The sequence below is a fragment of the Streptomyces sp. NPDC017520 genome, from assembly GCF_044329855.1.
GTDB lineage: Bacteria > Actinomycetota > Actinomycetes > Streptomycetales > Streptomycetaceae > Streptomyces.
Genome location: NZ_JBIRKB010000016.1, coordinates 142,149 through 162,318 on the forward strand (window position 1 = coordinate 142,149; position 20,170 = coordinate 162,318).

Consider the following 20,170-nt stretch of genomic DNA (forward strand, 5'->3'; position numbering starts at 1 on the left):
TAAGGAACCTGCAATTCCCTGCTAATTCGCAGTAGCAGATCCGACACTTTCGGTGACATGGCGAAGGCCCTCGGACGGGATGTCCGAGGGCCTTGTACGTGCCCTGTGCACCGGGTTCGAAGGCCCGGGATCGTGCGGCGTCTCGCTACTTGGTGAGGTCCTTCTCCATCTCCCTCTCGATCTCCTCCGGTTCGCGCCCCGGTGTCTTGAGGTCGAACTTGATGATCGCGAAACGGAAGACCACGTAGTAGACCACCGCGAAGCACGCGCCGATCGGGATGATCAGCCAGGGTTTCGTATCCAGATGCCAGTTGACGACGTAGTCGATCAACCCGGCCGAGAAGCTGAACCCCGCGTGCACCCCCAGCAGCCAGGTGATGCCCATCGACGCCCCGGTGAGCACCGCGTGCACGCCGTACAGCAGCGGCGCGACGAACATGAACGAGAACTCGATCGGCTCCGTCACCCCTGTGACGAACGAGGTCAGCGCCACCGAGACCATCAGGCCCGCCACCTCCTTGCGGCGCTCGGGCCGCGCGCAGTGGGTGATGGCGAGGGCCGCGGCGGGCAGGCCGAACATCATGATCGGGAAGAACCCCGAGGTGAACTGACCGGCCGACGGGTCCTGGGCGAAGAACCGGGAGATGTCGCCCTGTACGGTCTGGCCGTCCGCTCCGGTGAACTCGCCCGCCTGGAACCAGAAGAACGTGTTCAGGAACTGGTGCATGCCGATCGGGATCAGCAACCTGTTCGCGAAGCCGAAGATCGCCGCGCCCCAGGAACCGAGGTCGATCAGCTGCTTGGAGAACCAGGTCAGCCCGTCGCCCACCGGCTGCCACAGCAGGCCGAACAGCACGCCGAGGATCACGCAGAGGAACGCCATCAGGATCGGCACCAGGCGTCGCCCGTTGAAGAACCCGAGCCAGTCGACCAGCTTGGTGCGGTGGTAGCGCTGCCAGACGACCGCGGTCAGCAGCCCGATCAGGATGCCGCCGAGCACGCCGGGATTCTGCGGCTCGCCGTCGGGCAGGGCCTCCGTCACGGTGCCGTCCATGGGGAAGGCGGTCAGCACCCCCCGGTAGACCAGGAAGCCGACGACGGCCGCCAGCGCGGTGGAGCCGTCCGCCTTCTTCGCGAAGCCGATGGCGACGCCGATGCAGAACAACAGGGGGAGACCGAGCTCGCCGTCGAGGATCGCGCCGCCACCATTGAGCAGGACCTTGGAGGCCTTGTCCCAGAAGGCGCCGTCCAGGTACGAGCTGAAGAGGTTGCCGAGACTGACGAGCAGACCGGCGGCGGGGAGCACGGCCACCGGGAGCTGAAGGCTCCGCCCGACCTTCTGCAGGCCCTGGACCGGTCCGTTCCACCATTTCTGCTGCGGCACCGCAGCGGCGCTCGAACTCATGGGCGTCCTCCCGGAACACTTCACGTTTGGCGGTCGTTGCAAACTGGTGTAGACCAGTTGCGTCACGGTCCGGGGTCCGTCCCGAAGACAGGGCACCGGTGATCGTCATCTTTCGGGATCATCCGGTTACCCGCCCGCGAAGTTGGGCCAACCGTGCGTTACCGTGACGAAAAGGACCCGCAGCGGGCGGCTGTCTGCGCGCGAAACCAGGGAGAAGGACATGGCCACCAAGGCTGAGAAGATCGTCGCCGGGCTCGGCGGTATCGACAACATCGACGAGATCGAAGGCTGCATCACCCGCCTCCGCACCGAGGTCCACGACCCCAGCAAGGTCGACGAAGCCGCCCTCAAGGCCGCCGGCGCACACGGCGTCGTCAAGATGGGCACCGCGATCCAGGTCGTCATCGGCACCGACGCGGACCCCATCGCCGCCGACATCGAAGACATGATGTGACCGGCTGACCCCACGCCGGAAACCGCAGGCCCCGTCCCCCCACCGGAGGACGGGGCCGCACCCTTGTCCGTACGCCCCCCGTACGCGGTCCACAGAGGCCGCCACCACCGCAGGCCCACGGAGGCCGCCACCGCACCCGAACGGAGCCACCCCCGCCACCGGATAAAGTCGGGCCCATGTCTCGCATCGACGGCCGCACCCCCGAACAGCTCCGCCCCGTCACCATCGAACGCGGCTGGAGCAAGCACGCCGAGGGCTCAGTCCTCATCTCCTTCGGCGACACCAAAATCTTCTGCACCGCCTCCGTCACCGAAGGCGTCCCGCGCTGGCGCAAGGGCAGCGGCGAAGGCTGGGTCACCGCCGAGTACTCCATGCTGCCCCGCTCCACCAACACCCGCGGCGACCGCGAAGCCGTACGCGGCAAGATCGGCGGACGCACCCACGAGATCAGCCGGCTGATCGGCCGCTCCCTGCGCGCCGTCATCGACTACAAGGCCCTCGGCGAGAACACCATCGTCCTGGACTGCGACGTCCTCCAGGCCGACGGCGGCACCCGCACAGCCGCCATCACCGGCGCCTACGTCGCCCTCGCCGACGCCGTCGCCTGGGCCCAGGGCAAGAAGATCGTCAAGGCCGGCCGCAAGCCGCTCACCGACACCGTCGCCGCCATCAGCGTCGGCATCGTCGACGGCACCCCACTCCTCGACCTCTGCTACGAGGAGGACGTCCGCGCCGAGACCGACATGAACGTCGTCTGCACCGGCGACGGCCGCTTCGTCGAAGTCCAGGGCACCGCCGAGGGCGCGCCCTTCGACCGCAAGGAACTCGGCGCGCTCCTCGACCTCGCCACCGCCGGCTGTGTCGACCTCGCCGCACTCCAGCGCGACGCACTCGCCCGCACCCAGGACGCGTAGCGACCCACCCTCCGCGGGTAAAGAAGCAACCAAATACGCACCACAGAGCGTCGTTACGGATACGGGCGCACGGGTCGAACCGTGCGTCCGTCCACGTAACGATCCCCGGGGAGGGACCGAACCATGGCATCGCGCCGCCACCAACGCCTCGCACTCGCCACCGCCGCCACCCTGCTCACGCTGACCACGGCCGCAGGCTGCGCCGGCCTCGACAAGGCGCTCGACTGCGTCCGCACCGCCGACGCCATCGCCACCAGCGTCGGCAACCTCCAGAAGGCCGTCTCCAACGCCTCCGAGGACATCACCCAGGCCTCCGAGTCCCTGGACGCGATCGACCGCGAGCTGAAGAAGCTCGACGACACCACGGACAACGCCGACCTCTCCAAGGCCGTCGACGACCTCCAGGCGGGCGTCACCGGCGTCCGCGAGTCCATCGAGGGCGGCGACGCCACCCCCGACATCACCCCGGTGACGGACGCGGCGACGGAGATCGGCAAGGTCTGCAGCCCGTAAGCGCCGGGGGCGATAATCGCCCCATGAAGCGCCTGATCCTCGCCACCCGCAACGCCGGGAAAATCACCGAACTGCACGCCATCCTCGCCGACGCGGGACTCGACCTCGACCTCGTCGGCGCGGACGCGTACCCCGACATCCCCGACGTCAAGGAAACCGGCGTCACCTTCGCCGAGAACGCGCTCCTCAAGGCCCACGCCCTGGCGAGCGCCACCGGCCTCCCCGCCGTCGCCGACGACTCGGGCCTCTGCGTGGACGTCCTCGGCGGAGCCCCCGGCATCTTCTCCGCCCGCTGGTCCGGCACCCACGGCGACGACACGGCCAACCTGAACCTGCTCCTGGCCCAACTCGGCGACATCGCCGACGAACACCGCGGCGCCTACTTCGCCTGCGCCGCCGCCCTGGCCCTCCCCGACGGCACGGAACGCGTGGTCGAGGGCCGCCTGAACGGAGTCCTGCGCCACACCCCGTCGGGCACGGGCGGCTTCGGCTACGACCCGATCCTCCAGCCGGAGGGCGAGACCCGCACGTGCGCGGAGCTGACCCCGGCGGAGAAGAACGCGATCAGCCACCGGGGGAAGGCGTTCCGGGCGTTGGTGCCGGTGGTGCGGGAGTTGGTGGGGTGAGGCGGTGACAGAAACGGCCTGCGAACCATCTGGTTCGCAGGCCGTTCTCGGTGCGGCGGAAGGGATTCGAACCCTCAAGCCGTTTCACGGGCCACAGATCCTAAGTCTGCTGTGTCGCCAGTTGCACCACCGCCGCCAGACGTATGTCATCGTACCGGGCGGGTGGCGGCGCCGATGAGCGAGTTTCACGGATGCGTGAGTCGGCGTGCTCCCCCTCGGCACCAGGTGGTGGTGACAGCGTGGCAGTTCGGGCACAGCAGCCGGAGGTTCTCGGCACGGTCATCACTCCAGTCACCATTGATGTGGTCGATCTCCAGAGTCATGGGAGATCCACACCAGACCGGCCCGGTTCCGCATTCGTCGCATTGCTCGGGTACGCCGATCTCGTGCAGGGCGCGGCGTAACAGCGCGGTCTTCGTACGATGCCTGCCAGGGTGTCTCACCAGCAATTCCTCGGGGCGTCTGGCCGGGGTCGGGCCCGGTCGGCCACGCTGGTGAGCCTGGCCGAGGAAGTGTGAGGTCGGCAGGCACTCTTCGGCGATCCACTGCCGTAGCAGGTTTCGTTGGTGCCCGTTGTCGCGGCGTCCGAGTTCGCGGAGCAGTTCCGCGATGGAGCGTGAGGCAGCCACGGCCTCGCGGAGTCTGTCCTGCGCGGGGCGTGAGGCGGCGGTGTCCGAGCCGCAGCGGCTGAAGTGAGCGACATCGATTCCGAAGTGAGCGAACCGCCTCAGGAGATGGCGGCGGAGCTCGGCGTAGGGGCGAGTGCCCAGGAGCGAGATGACTTCGTCGATGTCCGAGCAACGCTCTGCGGCATCGAGCAGCCGTTCGCGGGTGTACCGCTGTCGCTCATTCACCGGCTGCCGCCGAGCCCGGCGCGGCGGCCCTTGGCCCGGCCGCGGTAGTTGTCGGTCGCCGAATGGCAGTTGGGGCAGAGGAAGCGGACATTCTCCAGGCGGTTGTCACTCCACCTGCCGTTGATGTGGTCCACCTCCAGTGGGAGCGGCCGACCGCGCCAGACTGGTTCGGTACCGCAGCGGGCGCAGCGTTCCGCCACCCCGAGCGCGGTCATGGCGGACTTGAGTCGCGAGCTGGGGACGCGGCGAGGGTGTGGTGAGCGGTTGTCCACCAGCAAGTCCTCGGGCGAAAGGCGCGGCGTCTTCTTCCTCCCGGCACGCGATGGCTGGACGAAGTGCGACGTGTCGATGCCGTATGCCTTGATTCGTCTGCTGATGTTGGTGTGGTGGCCCCCTACGGCCTCCAGGCCGAGACGTCGCAGCACCTCGTAGACGCTTGTCGACACGGCGACCACGGGCTCGAGAACTTCTTTCGTCCAGCGAGCGCCCTCGCGCTCGAAATGGTCCGTGGCTATGCCCATCTTCCTCATGCGTTCGTGGACGTAACGCCGCGTCGGACTCTTCGGATCCACCCCCAGCTTCGTCAGCGCCTCCGAAAGCGTGCGCGACGACGATGCCGCCTCCGCCAGCCGCCCCCGTGTGTACGGGCTGTTCCCCATGGGCTGCCCCCTCCGTCCCGGCCGCGCGTTCGCAGCCTCGTACGGAGTAACGAACCGCTTATCGGACAGTCACGCCCGAACTTCGGTGAGAACGCGGAACGGCCCGCACCGCTCACGTCGAGCGGTGCGGGCCGTTCCACCGAGGGAGGGGACCGAAAGGGGGCGGGTCAGAACTTCGGGTCCGGGGCCTGGGCCTGGACCAGTTCCGCCGCCTCCTCGTCCGTCTCGACCGACGGCGGGGAGCCGATCAGCGGCTGCTGGGCCGTCTCCTTCATGCAGGCGACCGCGATCAGGCCGACCAGGGCCGCCGCCATCGCGTAGTACGCGGGCATCAGGTTGGAGCCGGTCCAGCTGATCAGGGCCGTGATCACCAGCGGGGTCGTGCCGCCGAAGATCGACGCGGAGAGGTTGTAGCCGACGGAAAGGGACCCGTAGCGGACGTTCGTCGGGAACAGGGCCGGGAGCGCCGCCGACATCGTGCCGAGCATGCAGACCAGGGAGAGGCCCAGCATCAGCATGCCGACCGTGATCGGGAAGATGCCGTCCACCCGGATGAGGAGGAACGCGGGCAGGGAGAGGACGAGGAAGCCCAGCATCCCGGTCATCAGCAGCGGTTTGCGGCCGAAGCGGTCGGACATTTTGCCGATCTGGGCGATGATCGTCATCAGGAAGACCATCACCGCCAGCAGGATCAGCAGCCCGTGCGTCTCGCTGTAGCCGAGCTCGTCGGAGAGGTACGTCGGCATGTACGACAGCAGCATGTAGTCGGTGATGTTGTACGCGCCGACCAGGCAGATGCAGAGGACCAGCGTCCGCCAGTGCTGCCGGAAGATCTTCGCCAGGTCGCCCTTGGCCGTGGCCTCGACGCCGTCCGCCGCCTCGCTCGCGTGCGCCGTGCCGCCCTCCAGCTTCTGGAAGGCCGGGGTCTCGTCCAGGCGCAGTCGCAGGTAGAGGCCGACCAGGCCCAGCGGGCCCGCGACGAGGAACGGGATCCTCCACCCCCAGGTCTCCATCTGCGCGTCGGTCAGGAGGGCGTACAGGGCCGTCACGAGGCCTGCCGCGCCGACGTAGCCGGCCAGGGTGCCGAACTCCAGGAAGCTGCCGAAGAAGCCGCGTCGCTTGTCGGGGGCGTACTCGGCGATGAACGTCGAGGCGCCGCCGTACTCACCGCCCGTCGAGAAGCCCTGGAGCATCCGGAAGAAGATCAGCAGGACCGCGGCCCAGACGCCGATCGTGTCGTGCGAGGGGATCAGGCCGATCGCGAACGTGCCGAGGGCCATCAGGATCATCGTCAGGGCGAGGACCTTCTTGCGGCCGACCTTGTCGCCCATCGGGCCGAAGAACATGCCGCCGAGCGGCCGTACGAGGAAGGCCACCGCGAAGGTCGCGAAGGAGGAGAGGAGCTGGGTGGTGTCGTTCCCGGACGGGAAGAACACGTGTCCGATCGTCACGGCCAGGTAGGAGTAGATCCCGAAGTCGAACCACTCCATGGCGTTACCCAGGGAGGCGGCCTTCACGGCCCGCTTGACCGCCGCGTCGTCCGTAACCGTGATGTCCGTCCGGCGCAGCGGCGGGTTCCGCCGTTTCCGGATGGCCCGGAAGAGCGTGGGGTGGCGTTTGACCGCTTCGGGGTCGGCCGCCTGGTGGGGGTCGGAGGCCGCCATGGCCGGGTCCTTTCCTCGGAGTGTGTTCCAGGAAAGGCTTCTGCGCGGTCATGGCGGTCGCAAACCGACTTCGGGGGGCGATGCGATGTCCATCACACGATCTCGACACGTTCTCCCGTCGGGGAGCGTGTCAAGACCGGGCGCGGGAGGGGCGGTTTCCGGCGGGCGTCGGGGGGTGTCAGACGCCCAGATCCTTGATGATCTTGGCTACGTGGCCGGTCGCCTTCACGTTGTAGAACGCGTGCTCGATCTTGCCGTCCTCGTCGACGACGACGGTCGAACGGATCACGCCCGTCACCACTTTGCCGTAGAGCTTCTTCTCGCCGAAGGCGCCGTAGGCCTCCAAAGTTTCCTTGGCCGGGTCGCCCACCAGAGTGACCTTGAGGTTCTCCGTGTCGCGGAACTTCGCGAGCTTCTCCGGCTTGTCGGGGGAGACGCCGATGACGTCGTACCCGGCGCTCGCCAGGAGGTCGAGGTTGTCCGTGAAGTCGCAGGCCTGCTTGGTACATCCGGGGGTAAGCGCGGCGGGGTAGAAGTACACGATGACCTTGCGGCCCTTGTGGTCCGCGAGCGACACCTCGTTGCCGTCGGCGTCGGGAAGGGTGAAGGCGGGAGCGGTGTCGCCGGGCTTCAGTCGCTCGCTCATGTGGTTCTCCTCGGGTGGTGCGCGGGTCGGACGGGACCGAGGGTAATAGGGGTGCCGCCGGGTGTGCGGGGGTTCGAGCTGACAGACTGTCGATGAAGGTTCACGAAGGTGCACGAAGGTTTACCGGACGACGACCACGGAGGCGGCGCAGTGTCGGATGCCAGGACCCCTGCGCAGATCGAGGCGGACATCATCAGCAGGCGCGAGCGGCTCGCTGTGGTGCTCGACGAGATCGGGGTGCGGGTACACCCGAAGACGATCATCGGAGACGCCAAGGCGAAGGCGGCCCAGTCCGTGGACCGGACGGCCGGCCGCGCCTTCGTCGCGGTGAACCGTTCGGTGTCGGAGGTGAAGGCGCAGTTCGTCGCGGAGGACGGCTCCCCGCGGCTGGAGCGGGTGATTCCCGCGGCTCTGCTGGTGGTCGGTGTGGTGGGGTTGCTCACCGTGTCCAGGCGTCGCCGCACGTAGCCGGTGGTGGTCGGCCGGTGGGCGTTCGGTGGTGTTGCCCACCCGGAGGCGTACGGTCCGGGGCCCGGCAGGTAGGTTGCGGGCGTGAGCGACAACACCCACGAGGGCCATCGCGGCGCCACCGGCTCCGCCGACGACGACAAGCTGCCCATCCGGATGCTGCACGACCGGGTGCTGGTGCGGAACGACGCGTCCGAGGGCGAGCGGCGCTCCGGCGGCGGCATCCTGATTCCGGCGACGGCCGCGGTGGGCCGGCGGCTGGCCTGGGCCGTCGTCGTCGCGGTCGGGCAGAACGTGCGGACGGTGGAGCCCGGTGACCGGGTGCTGTACGACCCCGAGGACCGTGCCGAGGTCGAGGTGCGGGGCGTGGCGTACGTCCTGATGCGGGAGCGCGATCTGCACGCGGTGGCCGCCGACCGGTTCGAGGGTTCGGTGGATTCGACCGGGTTGTATCTGTAGGGCTCTCCGGGGCCTGGTGACCGGTGTCACCAGGCCCTTTCCCTGTTTTTTGCTACGGTGGGACCACCCCGACGAGACGCGCCGTACCGGGCCTGCAAAGACGACGCACCCGTTTCTGTTCACGTGGTTCGTCGTTGGAGGTGCCCGTCATGGCGTGGGTTCTGTTGATCATTGCCGGTGTGCTCGAAGTGGGCTGGTCGATCGGGATGAAGTTCACCGAGGGGTTCACCCGGCTGTGGCCGAGCGTGTTCACCGGCCTCGGGATCGTGGCGAGCATGGTGTTGCTGTCGCAGGCGGCGAAGACGCTGCCGATCGGTACGGCGTACGGCGTGTGGGTCGGGATCGGTGCGGCCGGTGCGGCGGTTGTGGGCATGGTCGCGCTGAACGAGCCGGTGACCGCTGCCCGGATCTTCTTCGTCTGTCTGCTGCTGGTGGCCGTGGTCGGCCTGAAGGCGACCTCCGGGCACTGACGTACGGGCTCGGGCGGGCCTCGGTCATACCGGGCGCCCCCGGCGGGCCTGGGCCGCGAACGCCCTCGACGGAGCCTCAGCCGCCCCCGCCCCCGCCCCCGCCGTCACCGTTCCCTCCCGTGTCGCCGTCACCGCCGGTGCCGCCGGTGCTCCTTGTTCCTCCGGAGCCGCCGTTGGCGCCGGCGGTGCCGTTCGTCCCGCCGTTCGTCCCGCCGTTCGTTCCGCCGTTCGTCCCGCCGGTGTCCGTGCCGGACGTCGGCGGGCTGCTGCCGGCCGGGTTGCTCTCCGTGGTGCCGGAGCGGCCGGTGGTGGGTTCCGACGAGGAGGGCGGGGCCGTGCTGCCGTCGGGGTTCTCGTCGACCGGGGGTTCGTCCTCCTCTTCGGAGCCGGGTGCCGTCTCCAGGTCGAACTCCTGGGCAGGGGAGGAGCGCAGCGCCGCTTCCGTATAGGCGGCCCAGGTCTCGGCCGGGGCGCCGCCGCCGTTGACGCGGGGCAGGCCGAGGGCCCCGTACAGCGAGGTCTGGGCACCCGTCTTCGGGTTCTGGCCCATCACGGCGACGACGGTCGCGAGGTCCGGGGTGTACCCGGCGAACCAGGCGGCGCGGTCCTCCTCCGCCGTGCCGGTCTTGCCCGCGGCGGGGCGGCCCACGGCCTGGGCCGCCGTGCCGGTGCCGCCCTCCACGACGCCGCGCAGCACGGCGGTGGTGGTGTCGGCGGCCTCGCGGCTGACGGCCTGGTCGGTCGTGCGCTCGGGCAGTTCGATCTCCGCGCCGTCCTTGGTGACCTTCTCGACGAGGACGTGACGGCCGTGCCGGCCGTGGTCGGCGAGGGTGGCGTACGCCTCGGCCATGTCCAGGACGCTGGCGTTGGCGGTGCCGAGCGCGATGGAGGGGGAGGCGGTGAGGTCGGGGGTGTCGGGGGGGATGCCGAGGGCGACCGCGGTGTCCCGGACCTTTCCGGGGCCGACGTCCTGGGCCAGCTGCGCGTAGACGGAGTTGACCGACTTGTCGGTGGCGGTGCGCACGGTGATGTCGCCGTAGTCGACGTCGTCCTCGTTGGCGGGGGCGTAGTCGGTGGGGCCCTGCGCGCCGACGACCATGCGTTTGTTGGCGCCGTCGTAGACGGTGTTGGGCGTGATGCGCCGGCCGTCCTGGGTGGTGGAGTCGTTGACCACGGCGGAGGTGAGGACGAACGGCTTGAAGATCGAGCCGACCTGGTAGTCGCGGCGGGTCGCGTTGCTGACGTACTGCTTCGTGTAGTCGATGCCGCCGTACAGGGCGACGACCTCGCCGGTGTCGGGGACGATCGAGGCCCCGCCGACGCGGACGTTGCGGTCGGCCTCGCGTTCGGCGCTGGTCCTGGACATCACGTTGGTGTCGACGGCCTTGACGAAGGCGTCCTGCTTGGCCTTGTCGAGGGTCGTGGTGATGCGGTAGCCGCCGGTGGCGAGGGTCTTCCCGTCGAGGATGCCGCGCCGGTCGAGGTGGTCCTCGACGGCCTGCACGATGTAGCCGCGCTGTCCCGAGAGGCCGGTCGACGGTCTGGCCTCGCCGGGGGTGGGGAACTCCGTCGTCGCCCGTTCGGCCGCATCGAGCCAGTCCTCCTTGACCATGCCGTCCAGGACGTAGTTCCAGCGGTGCCGGGCGGCGGGTTCGTTGTCGGGGTGGGCGACGACGTCGTAGGCGCTGGGGGCGTTCAGGAGGGAGGCGAGGTAGGCGCCTTCGGCGGTGGTGAGGTCCTCGACGTTCTTGCTGTAGTACGCCTGGGCGGCGGCCTGGATGCCGTAGGCGTTGCGCCCGAAGTAGCTGGTGTTGAGGTAGCCCTCGAAGATCTGGTCCTTGGTCTCCTCGCGGTCGAGCTTGATCGCGATGAAGAACTCCTTGGCCTTGCGCAGGACGGTCCGCTCCTGGCCGAGGTAGTAGTTCTTCACGTACTGCTGGGTGATCGTCGAGCCGCCCTGTTTGCCCTTGCCGGTCACGGTGTTCCAGCCGGCCCGGGCCATCGCCTTCACGTCCACGGCGTGCTCGGAGTAGAAGTCCCGGTCCTCGGCGGCCAGTACCGCGTGCTGAACGGTCGCGGGGACCTGGGAGAGCTTGACCTTCTCCCGGTTCACGTCGCCGTCCCGGGCGATGACGCTGCCGTCGCGGTAGAGGTAGACGTTGGACTGGGCGGTGGCCGCGGCGTTGGCCGCCGGGATGTCGACGAACTGGTATCCGGCGACGAACCCTCCGATGAGGAGGAGGGCCAGGCCCAGGACGGTCCCGAGGGCCATCCGCCAGGTGGGGACGGCACGCCGCCAGCCGGTGCGTGGCTTCCTGGCGTTCTTCCGGTTCTTCCGGTTCTTCCCGCTGTTCCCCGGCGGCTCTCCCCGGTGGCTGCCGGGTGCGGCCGCCGCGCCCGAGGGGTCGCGGGGGGCCCAGTGCTGTGACTCGTCGCTCATGTCCGTGGGGCTCCTCGGCGGGCGTGGTCAGTTCTCCCATAGTGCCCGTTTCGCCGGGAAATCTTCGGTTTGGATCGGATCGTTCCCTCCTCCGGATGTTCCGAAATCCGGTCGCGGCGGCCGGTACGGCTGCACTAGGGTCGGACGCTTTGGTGTCGGGGGCCAGTGGTGCCGGGGAAGAGGGGGACGACGTGCGGCTCTACGCGTTGGTGGCGGGGGGTGCGTTCCGGCGCTACGCCACCTACCGGACGGCCACGGCCGCGGGGGTGTTCACCAACACGGTCTTCGGCTTCATCGTGGCGTACACCTACATCGCGCTGTGGGACGTACGTCCGCAGCTCGGCGGGTACGACACGTCCGAGGCGCTGACCTATGTCTGGCTAGGGCAGGCCCTGCTGATGGCCTGCGCCATGATGGGCGGCGGCTTCGAGGACGAGCTGGCGGAGCGTATCCGTACGGGGGACATCGCCGTCGATCTGTACCGTCCCGCCGACCTCCAGCTGTGGTGGATGGCGGGCGACCTGGGCCGGGCGGCGTTCCATCTGCTGGGGCGCGGTGTCGTGCCGATGTTCCTCGGGGCGCTCGCCTTCGATCTGGCGCTCCCGGGATCGCCGTGGACCTGGCCGGCGTTCCTCGTCTCGGTGTTCCTGGGCGTGGTGGTCAGCTTCGCGATGCGCTTTCTGGTCGCGATGTCGGCGTTCTGGCTGATGGACGGGGCGGGCGCGATGCGGATCGTGTCGCTGGCCGGGCTGTTCTTCTCCGGGATGCTGCTGCCGCTGAACCTGTTTCCCGGGTTGCTGGGAGAGGTGGCGCGGGCGCTGCCGTGGTCCTCGCTGCTCCAGGTCCCGGCCGATGTGTTCCTCGGCAAGCACACGGGGTGGGGGCTGGTGGAGGCGTACGCGTTCCAGGGCGGCTGGGCGGTGGTGCTGCTGCTGGCGGGCCGTCTGCTCCAGACCGCGGCGACCAGGAGGGTGGTGGTGCAGGGTGGCTGAGAGCGTGGTGCGGACGGAGGAGAGGGCCGGGGCGCCGGGGGCGCCGGAGGCGTTTCCCTTCCCGGAGCGGCCCCGGCTGTTGGAGGGCGTGCGGGCGTACGGGCTGATCATGGCGATGTGGGTGCGCTCGACGATGGCGTACCGGGCCTCGTTCGCCATGACGGTGTTCGGGGACTTCGCGGTGACGGCCTTCGACTTCGTGACGATCCTGCTGATGTTCTCCCACGTCGACGCCCTGGGCGGCTACACGTTGCAGGAGATCGCCCTGCTGTACGGGCTGTCGGCCACCGCGTTCGGGCTGTGCGACCTGCTGCTGGGTTCGATGGACCGGGTGGGCCGCCGGGTCCGGGACGGAACGTTCGACACCCTGCTGGTGCGGCCGGTCCCGGTGCTGGCACAGGTCGCGGCGGACCGGTTCGCGCTGCGCCGGCTGGGGCGGATCACGCAGGGGCTGCTGGTCCTCGGCTACGCGCTGGTCTCGCTGGACATCGCGTGGACGCCGCTGAAGGTGCTGATGCTGCCGATGATGGTGGTGAGCGGTGCGGCGATCTTCGGCGCGATCTTCGTCGCGGGGGCGGCGTTCCAGTTCGTCGCGCAGGACGCCTCGGAGGTGCAGAACTCCTTCACGTACGGCGGGACGACGCTGCTCCAGTACCCGCCCACGATCTTCGCGAAGGATCTCGTGCGCGGGGTGACGTTCGTGGTGCCGCTGGCCTTCGTCAGCTGGCTGCCCGCGCTGTACGTGCTGGACCGGGAGTACCCGGTCGATCTGCCGGAGTGGGTGGCGTTCCTGCCGCCGCTGGTGGCGGTGGCCTGCTGGGGGCTGGCGGGGATCGCGTGGCGGGCGGGCCTGCGGGCGTACCGGAGCACGGGCAGTTGAGCGGGAACGATCACGGAGGAGAGGGTACGGGCATGGGCAACGGCACGGGCACAGGCACGGGTACAGGTGTGGGCGCGACTACGAGCCCGGCCGGGGGCATGGGCGGCGACAGCGACGGCTTCATCACTCTCGACGGCGTCGAGAAGGTCTTCCAGGTCCGCCGCCGCGCCGGGCTGCTGCGCCGCGAGCGCCGCGAGGTGCGGGCGGTGGACGGGATCAGCTTCCGGGTGGCCCGCGGCGAGATGGTCGGCTACATCGGCCCGAACGGGGCCGGGAAGTCGACCACGATCAAGATGCTGACGGGCATCCTCACCCCGAGCGGCGGCCGGCTGCGGGTCGCGGGGATCGACCCCTCCCGCGAACGTACGCGCCTGGCGCACCGCATCGGTGTCGTCTTCGGCCAGCGGACCACCCTCTGGTGGGACCTGCCGCTGCGCGACTCGTACCGGCTGATGCACCGCATGTACAGGATCCCCGACCGGCGTTACCGGGAGAACCTGGACCGCTGCGTCGAACTCCTCGACCTGGGCGAGCTGTTGGACGTCCCCGTACGGCAGCTCTCGCTGGGGCAGCGGATGCGCGGCGACATCGCGGCGGCGTTGCTGCACGATCCGGAGGTGCTCTATCTGGACGAGCCGACGATCGGCCTCGATGTGATCTCCAAGGCCAAGGTGCGGCAGTTCCTGAAGGAGTTGAACACCGAGCGCGGGACGACGGTCCTGCTGACGACGCACGACCTCACCGACATCGAGCAGCTCTGCAACCGGGTGATGGTGATCGACCACGGCCGTCTGATGTACGACGGTTCGCTGGCGGGCCTCCACGAGGTGGGGGAGAGCGAACGCATGCTCGTGGTGGACCTGGAGAGCGAACTCCCCCCGATCGTCCTGGAGTCGGAGGAGGCGGGCGGCGGGCCGGCCCTGCGGGCGGTCAAGGTGGAGGGCCCGCGCCAGTGGCTGGCGTTCCCCGCCGCCTCGTCGGCGGCCCCGCTGGTGGCGCGGATCGCCGCGGACTACCCGCTGGTCGACCTGTCGGTACGGGAACCGGACATCGAGGCTGTCATCGCCAGGATGTACGAGTCCGCGCCGTGACGTGCGCATCCACGCGGGGCCGCGCGACGGGCAGGACGCCGCAGCGGCGGCGTTGACGGGCACTCCGCCGCAGCGGCACGACGGGCACTCCGCGGCAGCGGCGCGACGGGCAAGACGCCGCAGCGGCGCGCGCAGGTCATGAGCCTGCATGTCTGTGCCGGGAACGGGTGCGTTCAATAGGCTGCGCGATATGACAAGTGAGAGTCCGGACATGCGTGCCTCCGATGCCGAGCGCGAGCGGATCGCGGAACTGCTGCGCGAGGCGGTGGCCGAGGGCCGACTGGACATGGAGGAGTTCGACCAGCGCCTCGAGACGGCCTACAAGGCCCGTACGCACCGGGAGTTGGAGCCGCTCGTCCAGGACCTTCCGGCACCGGGCTCGGTAGTCGCTCCGGTCGGCTCGTCCGCGCCCGCCCCGCTGCGCGGCTCCGCCGCGAACTGGCCCGCGAGGATCGGCGGCAACGCCACCTCGAAGGGGGCGTTCGCCCTGTGGGGCGGCTTCAACCGGAAGGGCCGCTGGACGGTCGGCCGGATGTTCACCGCGTTCGCGATGTGGGGCGGCGGCGAGATCGATCTGCGCGAGGCGCACTTCGAGGACCGCGAGACCGTCATCCGCTGCATCACCATCATGGGCGGCATCCATGTGACCGTGCCGCCCGAGCTGAACGTCGATGTCAGGGGCGTCGGCATCATGGGCGGTTTCGGGGAGGGCTCCCACGAGGAGGGCGAGCCCGCCCCGGACGCCCCGTACGTGCGGATCACCGGCTTCGCCCTGATGGGCGGCGTCGGCGTGGACCGCAAGCGGACGAAGGCGGAGCGCCGCCGCCTGAAGGAGGCGAAGGAGGCCGAACGGGAGGCGCGCCGCCGACGCGAGCTGGGCGGCCCGGACGGTGGTGCGGCCGGTGGCCCGGACAGCGGCCCGGACACCGGTGGCCGCAAGAAACTCTGAGAGGCCGGGGCCCGGGCCGTCCGCATGGAGCTCTTCGCCCCCCGGCTCCTCAGCGCCGCCCCCGGCTCCTCAGCCCCCCCGGCTCCTCAGCCCCCCGGCTCCTCAGCGCCCCCCGGCCCCTCAGCGCACCCTCGGCGGCCCCTCCCCGGCCCCTCAGCGCCTCACAGGGCGTCGGACCGGGGTGCGCCGGCCCGGTCCAGGACCTTCAGGTCCAGCCGGTCGCCGAGCGCGCGGTACCCGTCGTCGTTGAGGTGCAGATGGTCGCCGGAGTCGTACGGGGCGAGGATCCGGTTCGGTGCGGCGGGGTCGCGTACCGCCGCGTCGAAGTCCACGTACGCGTCGAAGACCGTGCCCGCCCGGATCTGCTCGTTGACGGCCTGGCGCACGGCGTTGCGCTGGGGCGTCCAGGTGGCGAAGCCCTCGAAGGGGGTCAGCGTCGCGCCGATCACCGTGAGCCCGCGCGCGTGCGCCCGGTCGGTGAGGGCGCGCAGGCTGTCCACGATGCGCTGGGGGTCGGCCTCCTGGGGGCGCTGCTGTACGTCGTTGATGCCGAGCGCCACGATGACCGTCCGGACGCCGGCGACCGCCAGTACGTCGCGGTCGAGCCGGTCGGTGCCCGACTGGCCCCCGGTGCCGCGGCCGATGCCCACGACCCGGTTGCCCGCGATACCCGCGTTGGCGACTCCGTACCGGCCGCCCAGCCGGTCGGCGAGGACGTCGGGCCAGCGGGCGTTGGCGTCGGTGGTGGAGCCGCTGCCCGCGGTCAGGGAGTCGCCGAAGGCGACGATCGCGCCGCGCGCGCTGTCGCTGCGGACGTCCACGGCGGTCAGATAGCGCCAGCGGGTGGTGCTCCAGGTGCCGCGTTCGTCGATCAGGTACGAGGTCTGGTGCGTGTTGGGGTGGTAGGTGACCGGCCCGCCCGCCCGCGGGGTGCGGAAGCCGACCTGGAGGTCGGAGTCGGGGGCCACGGGCACCACGACCGGGTCGCTGATGACCTGTCCGCCCGCCGCGACGGTGACGGCGGCGGAGCCCTTGAAGGTGACCGGCCGGGTGTTGACGGTGGCCTGGTCGACGACCAGGGGGCCCGTGCCGAAGAGGTTCGACAGGGTTATCCGGGCGACCTCTCCGCCGATGCTGGTGTGCGCGACGTTACGGATGGTGCGCCCGGGGAGCCCGTCCTCGGTGCCCGGTTCGGCGCGGACGGGCGCGGCGGCCCAGGTGGTGACCCACCTGCCGCCCGAGATCGCGGGGGCGACCGGGTTACGGGCCGCCGCCTGGGTCTCGGCGGGCGGGAGCGGTGTCGACCGGTGGCCGGAGAGCAGCGTCGTGCCGAAGGCGACGGCGGCGGCGAGTACGGCTGTGCCCGCCACTAGGGCGATGAGCAGGGCGTACCCCTGGCGCCTGGGCATGTGCGGTGTTTCTCCTTGTGATGATCGTGCTGGTCCCATGATGCGACAGGCCGTCGGGAACTCGGCGTGCGGCCCGGGAGTAGGGGAGGTAGGGACAATGCGTACGTCACGGGGGCGAGGCGCACGCGGACGGGTGGAGCGGATGGAACGGACCGGATCCGGCGAGCAGGAGCAGGGCGAGGACGCGGTGCAGAAGTCGGAGCGATCGGAGCGCGCGGCGCTGCCGCAGGCGGAGGCGGAGGCGCAGGGGCATGCGCCGGGGGCGGGGCAGGCGCAGGCGCCAGGGGCGAGGGCGGGTGCGGGCCCGCTGGCCTCGTTCGCGTACACCGCCGCCGACGAGGAGAAGCAGCGCGGCGTACGGCGCATGAAACTCACGGCCACCGGCCTCCTTCTGCTCGTCGCGCTCGTCTACGTCCTGGCCACCTGGGCGAAGAACTCAGGCGTGGGGGGCTGGCCGGGCTACGTCGCGGCGGCTGCCGAGGCGGGGATGGTGGGCGCGCTGGCGGACTGGTTCGCCGTCACGGCGCTCTTCCGGCGCCCGCTCGGCCTGCCCATTCCGCACACAGCCATCATCCCCACCAAGAAGGATCAACTGGGACAGTCACTCGGTTCCTTCGTTGGCGAGAACTTTCTCTCCGGAGACGTCATTCGTGACCGAATTCACGCTCTGGGAGTCGGCCGGAGGCTCGGTGTGTGGCTCGCGGAGCCGGCCCACGCCGACCGGGTCACCGCCGAGCTGGCGACGGCCCTGCGCGGTGCGCTCACGGTCCTGCGGGATTCCGATGTGCAGGCGGTGGTCGGCGAGGCCATCACCCGGCGCGCGGACGCGGCGGAGGTCGGCCCGGGGCTCGGCAAGATGCTGGAGAAGGTCGTCACGGACGGCGGCCACCGCAAGGTCGTCGACCTCGTCTGCGTCCGGGCGCACGACTGGCTGGTGGAGCACGGCGACTCGGTGATGAACGCGGTGCAGGGCGGAGCCCCCGGCTGGACCCCGCGGTTCGTGGACAAGCGGGTGGGGGAGCGGGTCTACAAGGAGCTGCTGCGGTTCGTCACGGAGATGCGGGACATGCCGGAGCACCCGGCGCGCGGCTCCATCGACACGTTCCTGACCGACTTCGCGTCCGACCTCCAGAGCGACGCCGACACCCGGGCGCGGGTGGAGCGGCTGAAGTCGGAGATCCTGGGCCGCGGCGAGGTCCAGGACGTCATCGCCTCGGCCTGGTCCTCCGTACGGACGATGATCCTCTCGGCGGCGGAGGACGAGCGCAGCGAACTGCGGCTGCGGGCACGCGCCTCGCTGATGTCGCTGGGAGCGCGGCTGTCGAGCGACGAACGGCTCCAGGGCAAGCTGGACGGCTGGCTGGAGGACGCCGCGGTGTACGTCGTGACGACGTACCGTACGGAGATCACCTCGCTGATCAGCGAGACGGTCGCCGGCTGGGACGCGGACCAGACCTCGAAGAAGATCGAGGCGCACATCGGCCGCGACCTCCAGTTCATCCGGATCAACGGCACGGTGGTCGGCGCGCTGGCGGGCCTGGCGATCTACACGGTGTCGCACGCGCTGAGCGGCTGAGCAGCTGAGTGCCCCGTGGGGGCCCCCCCCCCCGGGGGGGGGGGGCCCCCGGGGGGGGGGGGGGGGGGCCCCCCCCCCGTCCCCGCTCCACACCGAAAGGAACCCACCCATGGCCACTCCCCTGAGCCCCGACCGGCTGCTCGCCGCGCTGCGCGCCGAGGGCGTCACCGTCGTCGAGTACCCGGGCTGGCGCACCCACAACCGCGACCACAAGGGCGACTGGGGCCCCGTGAACGGCGTGATGGTCCACCACACCGTCAGCACCGGCGCCGCCACGTCGGTGGAGCTCTGCCGCCGAGGTCACGCCGGCCTGCCCGGCCCTCTCTGCCACGGCGTCATCGACAAGGCCGGCACCGTGCGCCTGATCGGCCACGGCCGCGCCAACCACGCCGGGGGCGGCGACCCGGCCGTGCTCCGGCGGGTGATCGCGGAGGACTACGGGGACCGCCCGCCGACGCCCCGCGAGCACGACGGCAGCGCCGGTTCCGTCGACGGCAACGCCCGCTTCTACGGATTCGAGTGCGTCAACCTCGGTGACGGGAAGGACCCGTGGCCGACCGCTCAGCTCGACGCGGTCGAACGCGTCTCCGCGGCCGTCTGCCGCGCCCACGGCTGGAGCGCCCGCAGCGTCATCGGCCACCTGGAGTGGTCCGACTGGAAGGTCGACCCGCGCGGCTTCACCATGCCGTCAATGCGCGGCCGGGTCGCCACCCGGCTGGCCGCTGCGGCAGGCGGAGCTGCCCCGAGCCGGCCGGCCGACGGCTCTCCCGCCCCCCGCCACCAGCCGTTCCCCGGAGCTTCCTTCTTCAGCGCCCGCACCAGCTCTCCCGTGATCACCGCCATGGGCCGCCGGCTCGTCGCCGAGGGCTGCTCGTCGTACGCCGTCGGGCCCGGCCCCCGCTGGAGCGACGCGGACCGTCGCTCGTACGCCGCCTGGCAGCGCAAGCTCGGCTTCCGGGGCGGCGACGCCGACGGCATCCCCGGCCGCACCTCCTGGAACGCCCTGAAAGTCCCCCGTACGAAGTGAGGAGCCTGCCGTGTCCGACGCCGCCCGGCGTACCGTCCGCACCCTCGTGCAGACGTCCCTCTCCCTTGCCCTGCTCCTGCCCGCGCTTGTCGACGCGGCCGGCCTTTCCGCGACCCTGCCCCGGGTCGCCGGGGCCCTGGCCGTCGCGGGGGCGGTCACCAGGGTGATGGCCGTGCCCGGACTACAGACGCTGCTTCCGACGTGGCTGCGCGCCGACCTGCCCGAGGCCCGACGGCCAGGAGTCGCCCGTGAACGAGACTGATCCGAACAACCCGGTCGCCGTCGCCCTGGAGCTGGAGCGCCTGCGCGGCACGCTGGAGGCCGGCTTCGCCCGCGCCGACGGCCAACTGGCGCTGCTGGTGCAGCGCAGCGACCAGACCGACAAGCAGCTGGCGGACCATGAGGTCCGCCTCGACACGCTGGAGCGGTCCCGCTGGCCGCTGGCGAGCATCGGCGCACTCACCGCGGCCGTCGGTGTCGCCGTCGTCCTGTGGGAGAGCGTGAGATGACCGCGCCGGGACGGCCCCGCCCCGGGCCGCCCCGGCACGCAGAAGGGCGCCCACCCCGTGCGCGGTACTCGCCGGGGTGGGGGGCCCTGACAAGAACGAAAAATTGTTGTTAGGACCGATCTGCTAGAGGGACCAGGGGTCCGGCAGGCCGGGGCCGGGTGCGGC

Annotated in this window: 22 protein-coding genes, 1 tRNA gene and 1 riboswitch; of the genes, 15 read left to right on the plus strand and 8 right to left on the minus strand. The window is 70.6% G+C overall.

Going from position 1 to position 20,170, the window contains the following annotated elements:
- Positions 1-145 precede the first annotated feature (145 nt).
- Positions 146-1,405 carry a PTS transporter subunit EIIC gene (locus ACH4KB_RS30515; protein WP_398069067.1) on the minus strand — a complete coding sequence of 420 codons (1,260 nt, stop codon included), beginning with the start codon at positions 1,403-1,405 and terminating at the stop codon, positions 146-148.
- Positions 1,406-1,595: 190 nt separating this feature from the next.
- Here ACH4KB_RS30515 and ACH4KB_RS30520 point away from each other — a divergent pair, with 190 nt between their 5' ends.
- The 4 genes from ACH4KB_RS30520 to rdgB all read left to right on the plus strand — a co-directional run bounded on the left by ACH4KB_RS30520 (position 1,596) and on the right by rdgB (position 3,912).
- Positions 1,596-1,859 carry a PTS glucose/sucrose transporter subunit IIB gene (locus tag ACH4KB_RS30520; RefSeq protein WP_257138869.1) on the plus strand — a complete coding sequence of 88 codons (264 nt, stop codon included), beginning with the start codon at positions 1,596-1,598 and terminating at the stop codon, positions 1,857-1,859.
- A 176-nt stretch (positions 1,860-2,035) separates the two neighbouring features.
- Positions 2,036-2,773, plus strand: a complete 738-nt coding sequence (rph, locus tag ACH4KB_RS30525; protein WP_398069068.1) for a ribonuclease PH — start codon at positions 2,036-2,038, stop codon at positions 2,771-2,773.
- A gap of 123 nt (positions 2,774-2,896) precedes the next feature.
- Positions 2,897-3,286: a hypothetical protein gene (locus ACH4KB_RS30530; protein ID WP_398069069.1), complete on the plus strand. Its 390-nt coding sequence runs from the start codon at positions 2,897-2,899 to the stop codon at positions 3,284-3,286.
- A gap of 23 nt (positions 3,287-3,309) precedes the next feature.
- Positions 3,310-3,912, plus strand: coding sequence for an RdgB/HAM1 family non-canonical purine NTP pyrophosphatase (gene rdgB, locus ACH4KB_RS30535; RefSeq protein WP_398069070.1), 603 nt, complete (start codon positions 3,310-3,312; stop codon positions 3,910-3,912).
- A 51-nt stretch (positions 3,913-3,963) separates the two neighbouring features.
- On the opposite strand, the gene ACH4KB_RS30540 is transcribed toward rdgB, so the two are convergent.
- From ACH4KB_RS30540 to bcp, 5 genes are all read right to left on the minus strand, one after another.
- A tRNA-Leu gene (locus tag ACH4KB_RS30540) sits at positions 3,964-4,048 on the minus strand.
- A gap of 49 nt (positions 4,049-4,097) precedes the next feature.
- Positions 4,098-4,766, minus strand: coding sequence for an HNH endonuclease (locus ACH4KB_RS30545; protein WP_398069071.1), 669 nt, complete (start codon positions 4,764-4,766; stop codon positions 4,098-4,100).
- Entirely contained in the window at positions 4,763-5,425 is a 663-nt protein-coding gene (locus ACH4KB_RS30550; RefSeq protein WP_398069072.1) for an HNH endonuclease signature motif containing protein, read from the minus strand. The genes ACH4KB_RS30545 and ACH4KB_RS30550 overlap by 4 nt, the downstream gene beginning before the upstream one ends.
- A 167-nt stretch (positions 5,426-5,592) precedes the next feature.
- The gene (gene proP / locus ACH4KB_RS30555; RefSeq protein ID WP_398069073.1) at positions 5,593-7,089 is read right to left on the minus strand and encodes a glycine betaine/L-proline transporter ProP; all 1,497 of its coding nucleotides are present in this window, start codon (positions 7,087-7,089) and stop codon (positions 5,593-5,595) included.
- A gap of 178 nt (positions 7,090-7,267) precedes the next feature.
- On the minus strand, positions 7,268-7,735 hold the full coding sequence (gene bcp / locus ACH4KB_RS30560) for a thioredoxin-dependent thiol peroxidase (protein WP_398069074.1): 468 nt from the start codon (positions 7,733-7,735) through the stop codon (positions 7,268-7,270).
- 150 nt (positions 7,736-7,885) lie between these two features.
- Between bcp and ACH4KB_RS30565 the strand changes: the two genes are divergently transcribed.
- From ACH4KB_RS30565 to ACH4KB_RS30575, 3 genes are all read left to right on the plus strand, one after another.
- A complete protein-coding gene (locus tag ACH4KB_RS30565) occupies positions 7,886-8,203 on the plus strand; it encodes a DUF3618 domain-containing protein (protein ID WP_398069075.1) in 318 nt (105 codons plus the stop codon).
- An 84-nt stretch (positions 8,204-8,287) separates the two neighbouring features.
- Positions 8,288-8,662: a co-chaperone GroES gene (locus ACH4KB_RS30570; RefSeq protein ID WP_007450657.1), complete on the plus strand. Its 375-nt coding sequence runs from the start codon at positions 8,288-8,290 to the stop codon at positions 8,660-8,662.
- A gap of 51 nt (positions 8,663-8,713) precedes the next feature.
- Positions 8,714-8,772, plus strand: a riboswitch (guanidine-III (ykkC-III) riboswitch).
- Between the two features lie 39 nt (positions 8,773-8,811).
- Entirely contained in the window at positions 8,812-9,132 is a 321-nt protein-coding gene (locus ACH4KB_RS30575) for a DMT family transporter (RefSeq protein ID WP_398069076.1), read from the plus strand.
- A 76-nt stretch (positions 9,133-9,208) separates the two neighbouring features.
- On the opposite strand, the gene ACH4KB_RS30580 is transcribed toward ACH4KB_RS30575, so the two are convergent.
- Positions 9,209-11,572, minus strand: coding sequence for a transglycosylase domain-containing protein (locus ACH4KB_RS30580; protein ID WP_398069077.1), 2,364 nt, complete (start codon positions 11,570-11,572; stop codon positions 9,209-9,211).
- Positions 11,573-11,763: 191 nt separating this feature from the next.
- Here ACH4KB_RS30580 and ACH4KB_RS30585 point away from each other — a divergent pair, with 191 nt between their 5' ends.
- The 4 genes from ACH4KB_RS30585 to ACH4KB_RS30600 all read left to right on the plus strand — a co-directional run bounded on the left by ACH4KB_RS30585 (position 11,764) and on the right by ACH4KB_RS30600 (position 15,484).
- Complete coding sequence (locus tag ACH4KB_RS30585) at positions 11,764-12,564, plus strand: ABC transporter permease (protein WP_398069078.1); 801 nt, start codon at positions 11,764-11,766, stop codon at positions 12,562-12,564.
- Positions 12,557-13,444 carry an ABC transporter permease gene (locus tag ACH4KB_RS30590; RefSeq protein ID WP_398069079.1) on the plus strand — a complete coding sequence of 296 codons (888 nt, stop codon included), beginning with the start codon at positions 12,557-12,559 and terminating at the stop codon, positions 13,442-13,444. The genes ACH4KB_RS30585 and ACH4KB_RS30590 overlap by 8 nt, the downstream gene beginning before the upstream one ends.
- Positions 13,445-13,476: 32 nt before the next feature.
- Positions 13,477-14,535, plus strand: coding sequence for an ATP-binding cassette domain-containing protein (locus tag ACH4KB_RS30595; RefSeq protein WP_398069080.1), 1,059 nt, complete (start codon positions 13,477-13,479; stop codon positions 14,533-14,535).
- A gap of 211 nt (positions 14,536-14,746) precedes the next feature.
- Positions 14,747-15,484, plus strand: coding sequence for a DUF1707 domain-containing protein (locus ACH4KB_RS30600; protein ID WP_398069091.1), 738 nt, complete (start codon positions 14,747-14,749; stop codon positions 15,482-15,484).
- A gap of 161 nt (positions 15,485-15,645) precedes the next feature.
- On the opposite strand, the gene ACH4KB_RS30605 is transcribed toward ACH4KB_RS30600, so the two are convergent.
- Positions 15,646-16,893, minus strand: coding sequence for an SGNH/GDSL hydrolase family protein (locus ACH4KB_RS30605; RefSeq protein ID WP_398069081.1), 1,248 nt, complete (start codon positions 16,891-16,893; stop codon positions 15,646-15,648).
- Positions 16,894-17,035: 142 nt separating this feature from the next.
- Here ACH4KB_RS30605 and ACH4KB_RS30610 point away from each other — a divergent pair, with 142 nt between their 5' ends.
- The 4 genes from ACH4KB_RS30610 to ACH4KB_RS30625 all read left to right on the plus strand — a co-directional run bounded on the left by ACH4KB_RS30610 (position 17,036) and on the right by ACH4KB_RS30625 (position 20,005).
- Entirely contained in the window at positions 17,036-18,469 is a 1,434-nt protein-coding gene (locus ACH4KB_RS30610; RefSeq protein ID WP_398069082.1) for a DUF445 domain-containing protein, read from the plus strand.
- Between the two features lie 109 nt (positions 18,470-18,578).
- Positions 18,579-19,496: a peptidoglycan-binding protein gene (locus ACH4KB_RS30615; RefSeq protein ID WP_398069083.1), complete on the plus strand. Its 918-nt coding sequence runs from the start codon at positions 18,579-18,581 to the stop codon at positions 19,494-19,496.
- A 10-nt stretch (positions 19,497-19,506) separates the two neighbouring features.
- A complete protein-coding gene (locus ACH4KB_RS30620; protein ID WP_398069084.1) occupies positions 19,507-19,758 on the plus strand; it encodes a hypothetical protein in 252 nt (83 codons plus the stop codon).
- On the plus strand, positions 19,745-20,005 hold the full coding sequence (locus ACH4KB_RS30625) for a hypothetical protein (RefSeq protein ID WP_398069085.1): 261 nt from the start codon (positions 19,745-19,747) through the stop codon (positions 20,003-20,005). The genes ACH4KB_RS30620 and ACH4KB_RS30625 overlap by 14 nt, the downstream gene beginning before the upstream one ends.
- The last annotated feature ends 165 nt before the right edge of the window (positions 20,006-20,170 follow it).

Bases quoted from the DNA above. Each gene is read 5' to 3' on its own strand.
- ACH4KB_RS30515 (WP_398069067.1), bottom strand. From the start codon at position 1,405: ATGAGTTCGAGCGCCGCTGCGGTGCCGCAGCAGAAATGGTGGAACGGA.
- rph (WP_398069068.1), top strand. From the start codon at position 2,036: ATGTCTCGCATCGACGGCCGCACCCCCGAACAGCTCCGCCCCGTCACC.
- ACH4KB_RS30530 (WP_398069069.1), top strand. From the start codon at position 2,897: ATGGCATCGCGCCGCCACCAACGCCTCGCACTCGCCACCGCCGCCACC.
- rdgB (WP_398069070.1), top strand. From the start codon at position 3,310: ATGAAGCGCCTGATCCTCGCCACCCGCAACGCCGGGAAAATCACCGAA.
- ACH4KB_RS30550 (WP_398069072.1), bottom strand. From the start codon at position 5,425: ATGGGGAACAGCCCGTACACACGGGGGCGGCTGGCGGAGGCGGCATCG.
- proP (WP_398069073.1), bottom strand. From the start codon at position 7,089: ATGGCGGCCTCCGACCCCCACCAGGCGGCCGACCCCGAAGCGGTCAAA.
- bcp (WP_398069074.1), bottom strand. From the start codon at position 7,735: ATGAGCGAGCGACTGAAGCCCGGCGACACCGCTCCCGCCTTCACCCTT.
- ACH4KB_RS30575 (WP_398069076.1), top strand. From the start codon at position 8,812: ATGGCGTGGGTTCTGTTGATCATTGCCGGTGTGCTCGAAGTGGGCTGG.
- ACH4KB_RS30580 (WP_398069077.1), bottom strand. From the start codon at position 11,572: ATGAGCGACGAGTCACAGCACTGGGCCCCCCGCGACCCCTCGGGCGCG.
- ACH4KB_RS30595 (WP_398069080.1), top strand. From the start codon at position 13,477: ATGGGCAACGGCACGGGCACAGGCACGGGTACAGGTGTGGGCGCGACT.
- ACH4KB_RS30600 (WP_398069091.1), top strand. From the start codon at position 14,747: ATGCGTGCCTCCGATGCCGAGCGCGAGCGGATCGCGGAACTGCTGCGC.
- ACH4KB_RS30605 (WP_398069081.1), bottom strand. From the start codon at position 16,893: ATGCCCAGGCGCCAGGGGTACGCCCTGCTCATCGCCCTAGTGGCGGGC.
- ACH4KB_RS30610 (WP_398069082.1), top strand. From the start codon at position 17,036: ATGGAACGGACCGGATCCGGCGAGCAGGAGCAGGGCGAGGACGCGGTG.
- ACH4KB_RS30615 (WP_398069083.1), top strand. From the start codon at position 18,579: ATGGCCACTCCCCTGAGCCCCGACCGGCTGCTCGCCGCGCTGCGCGCC.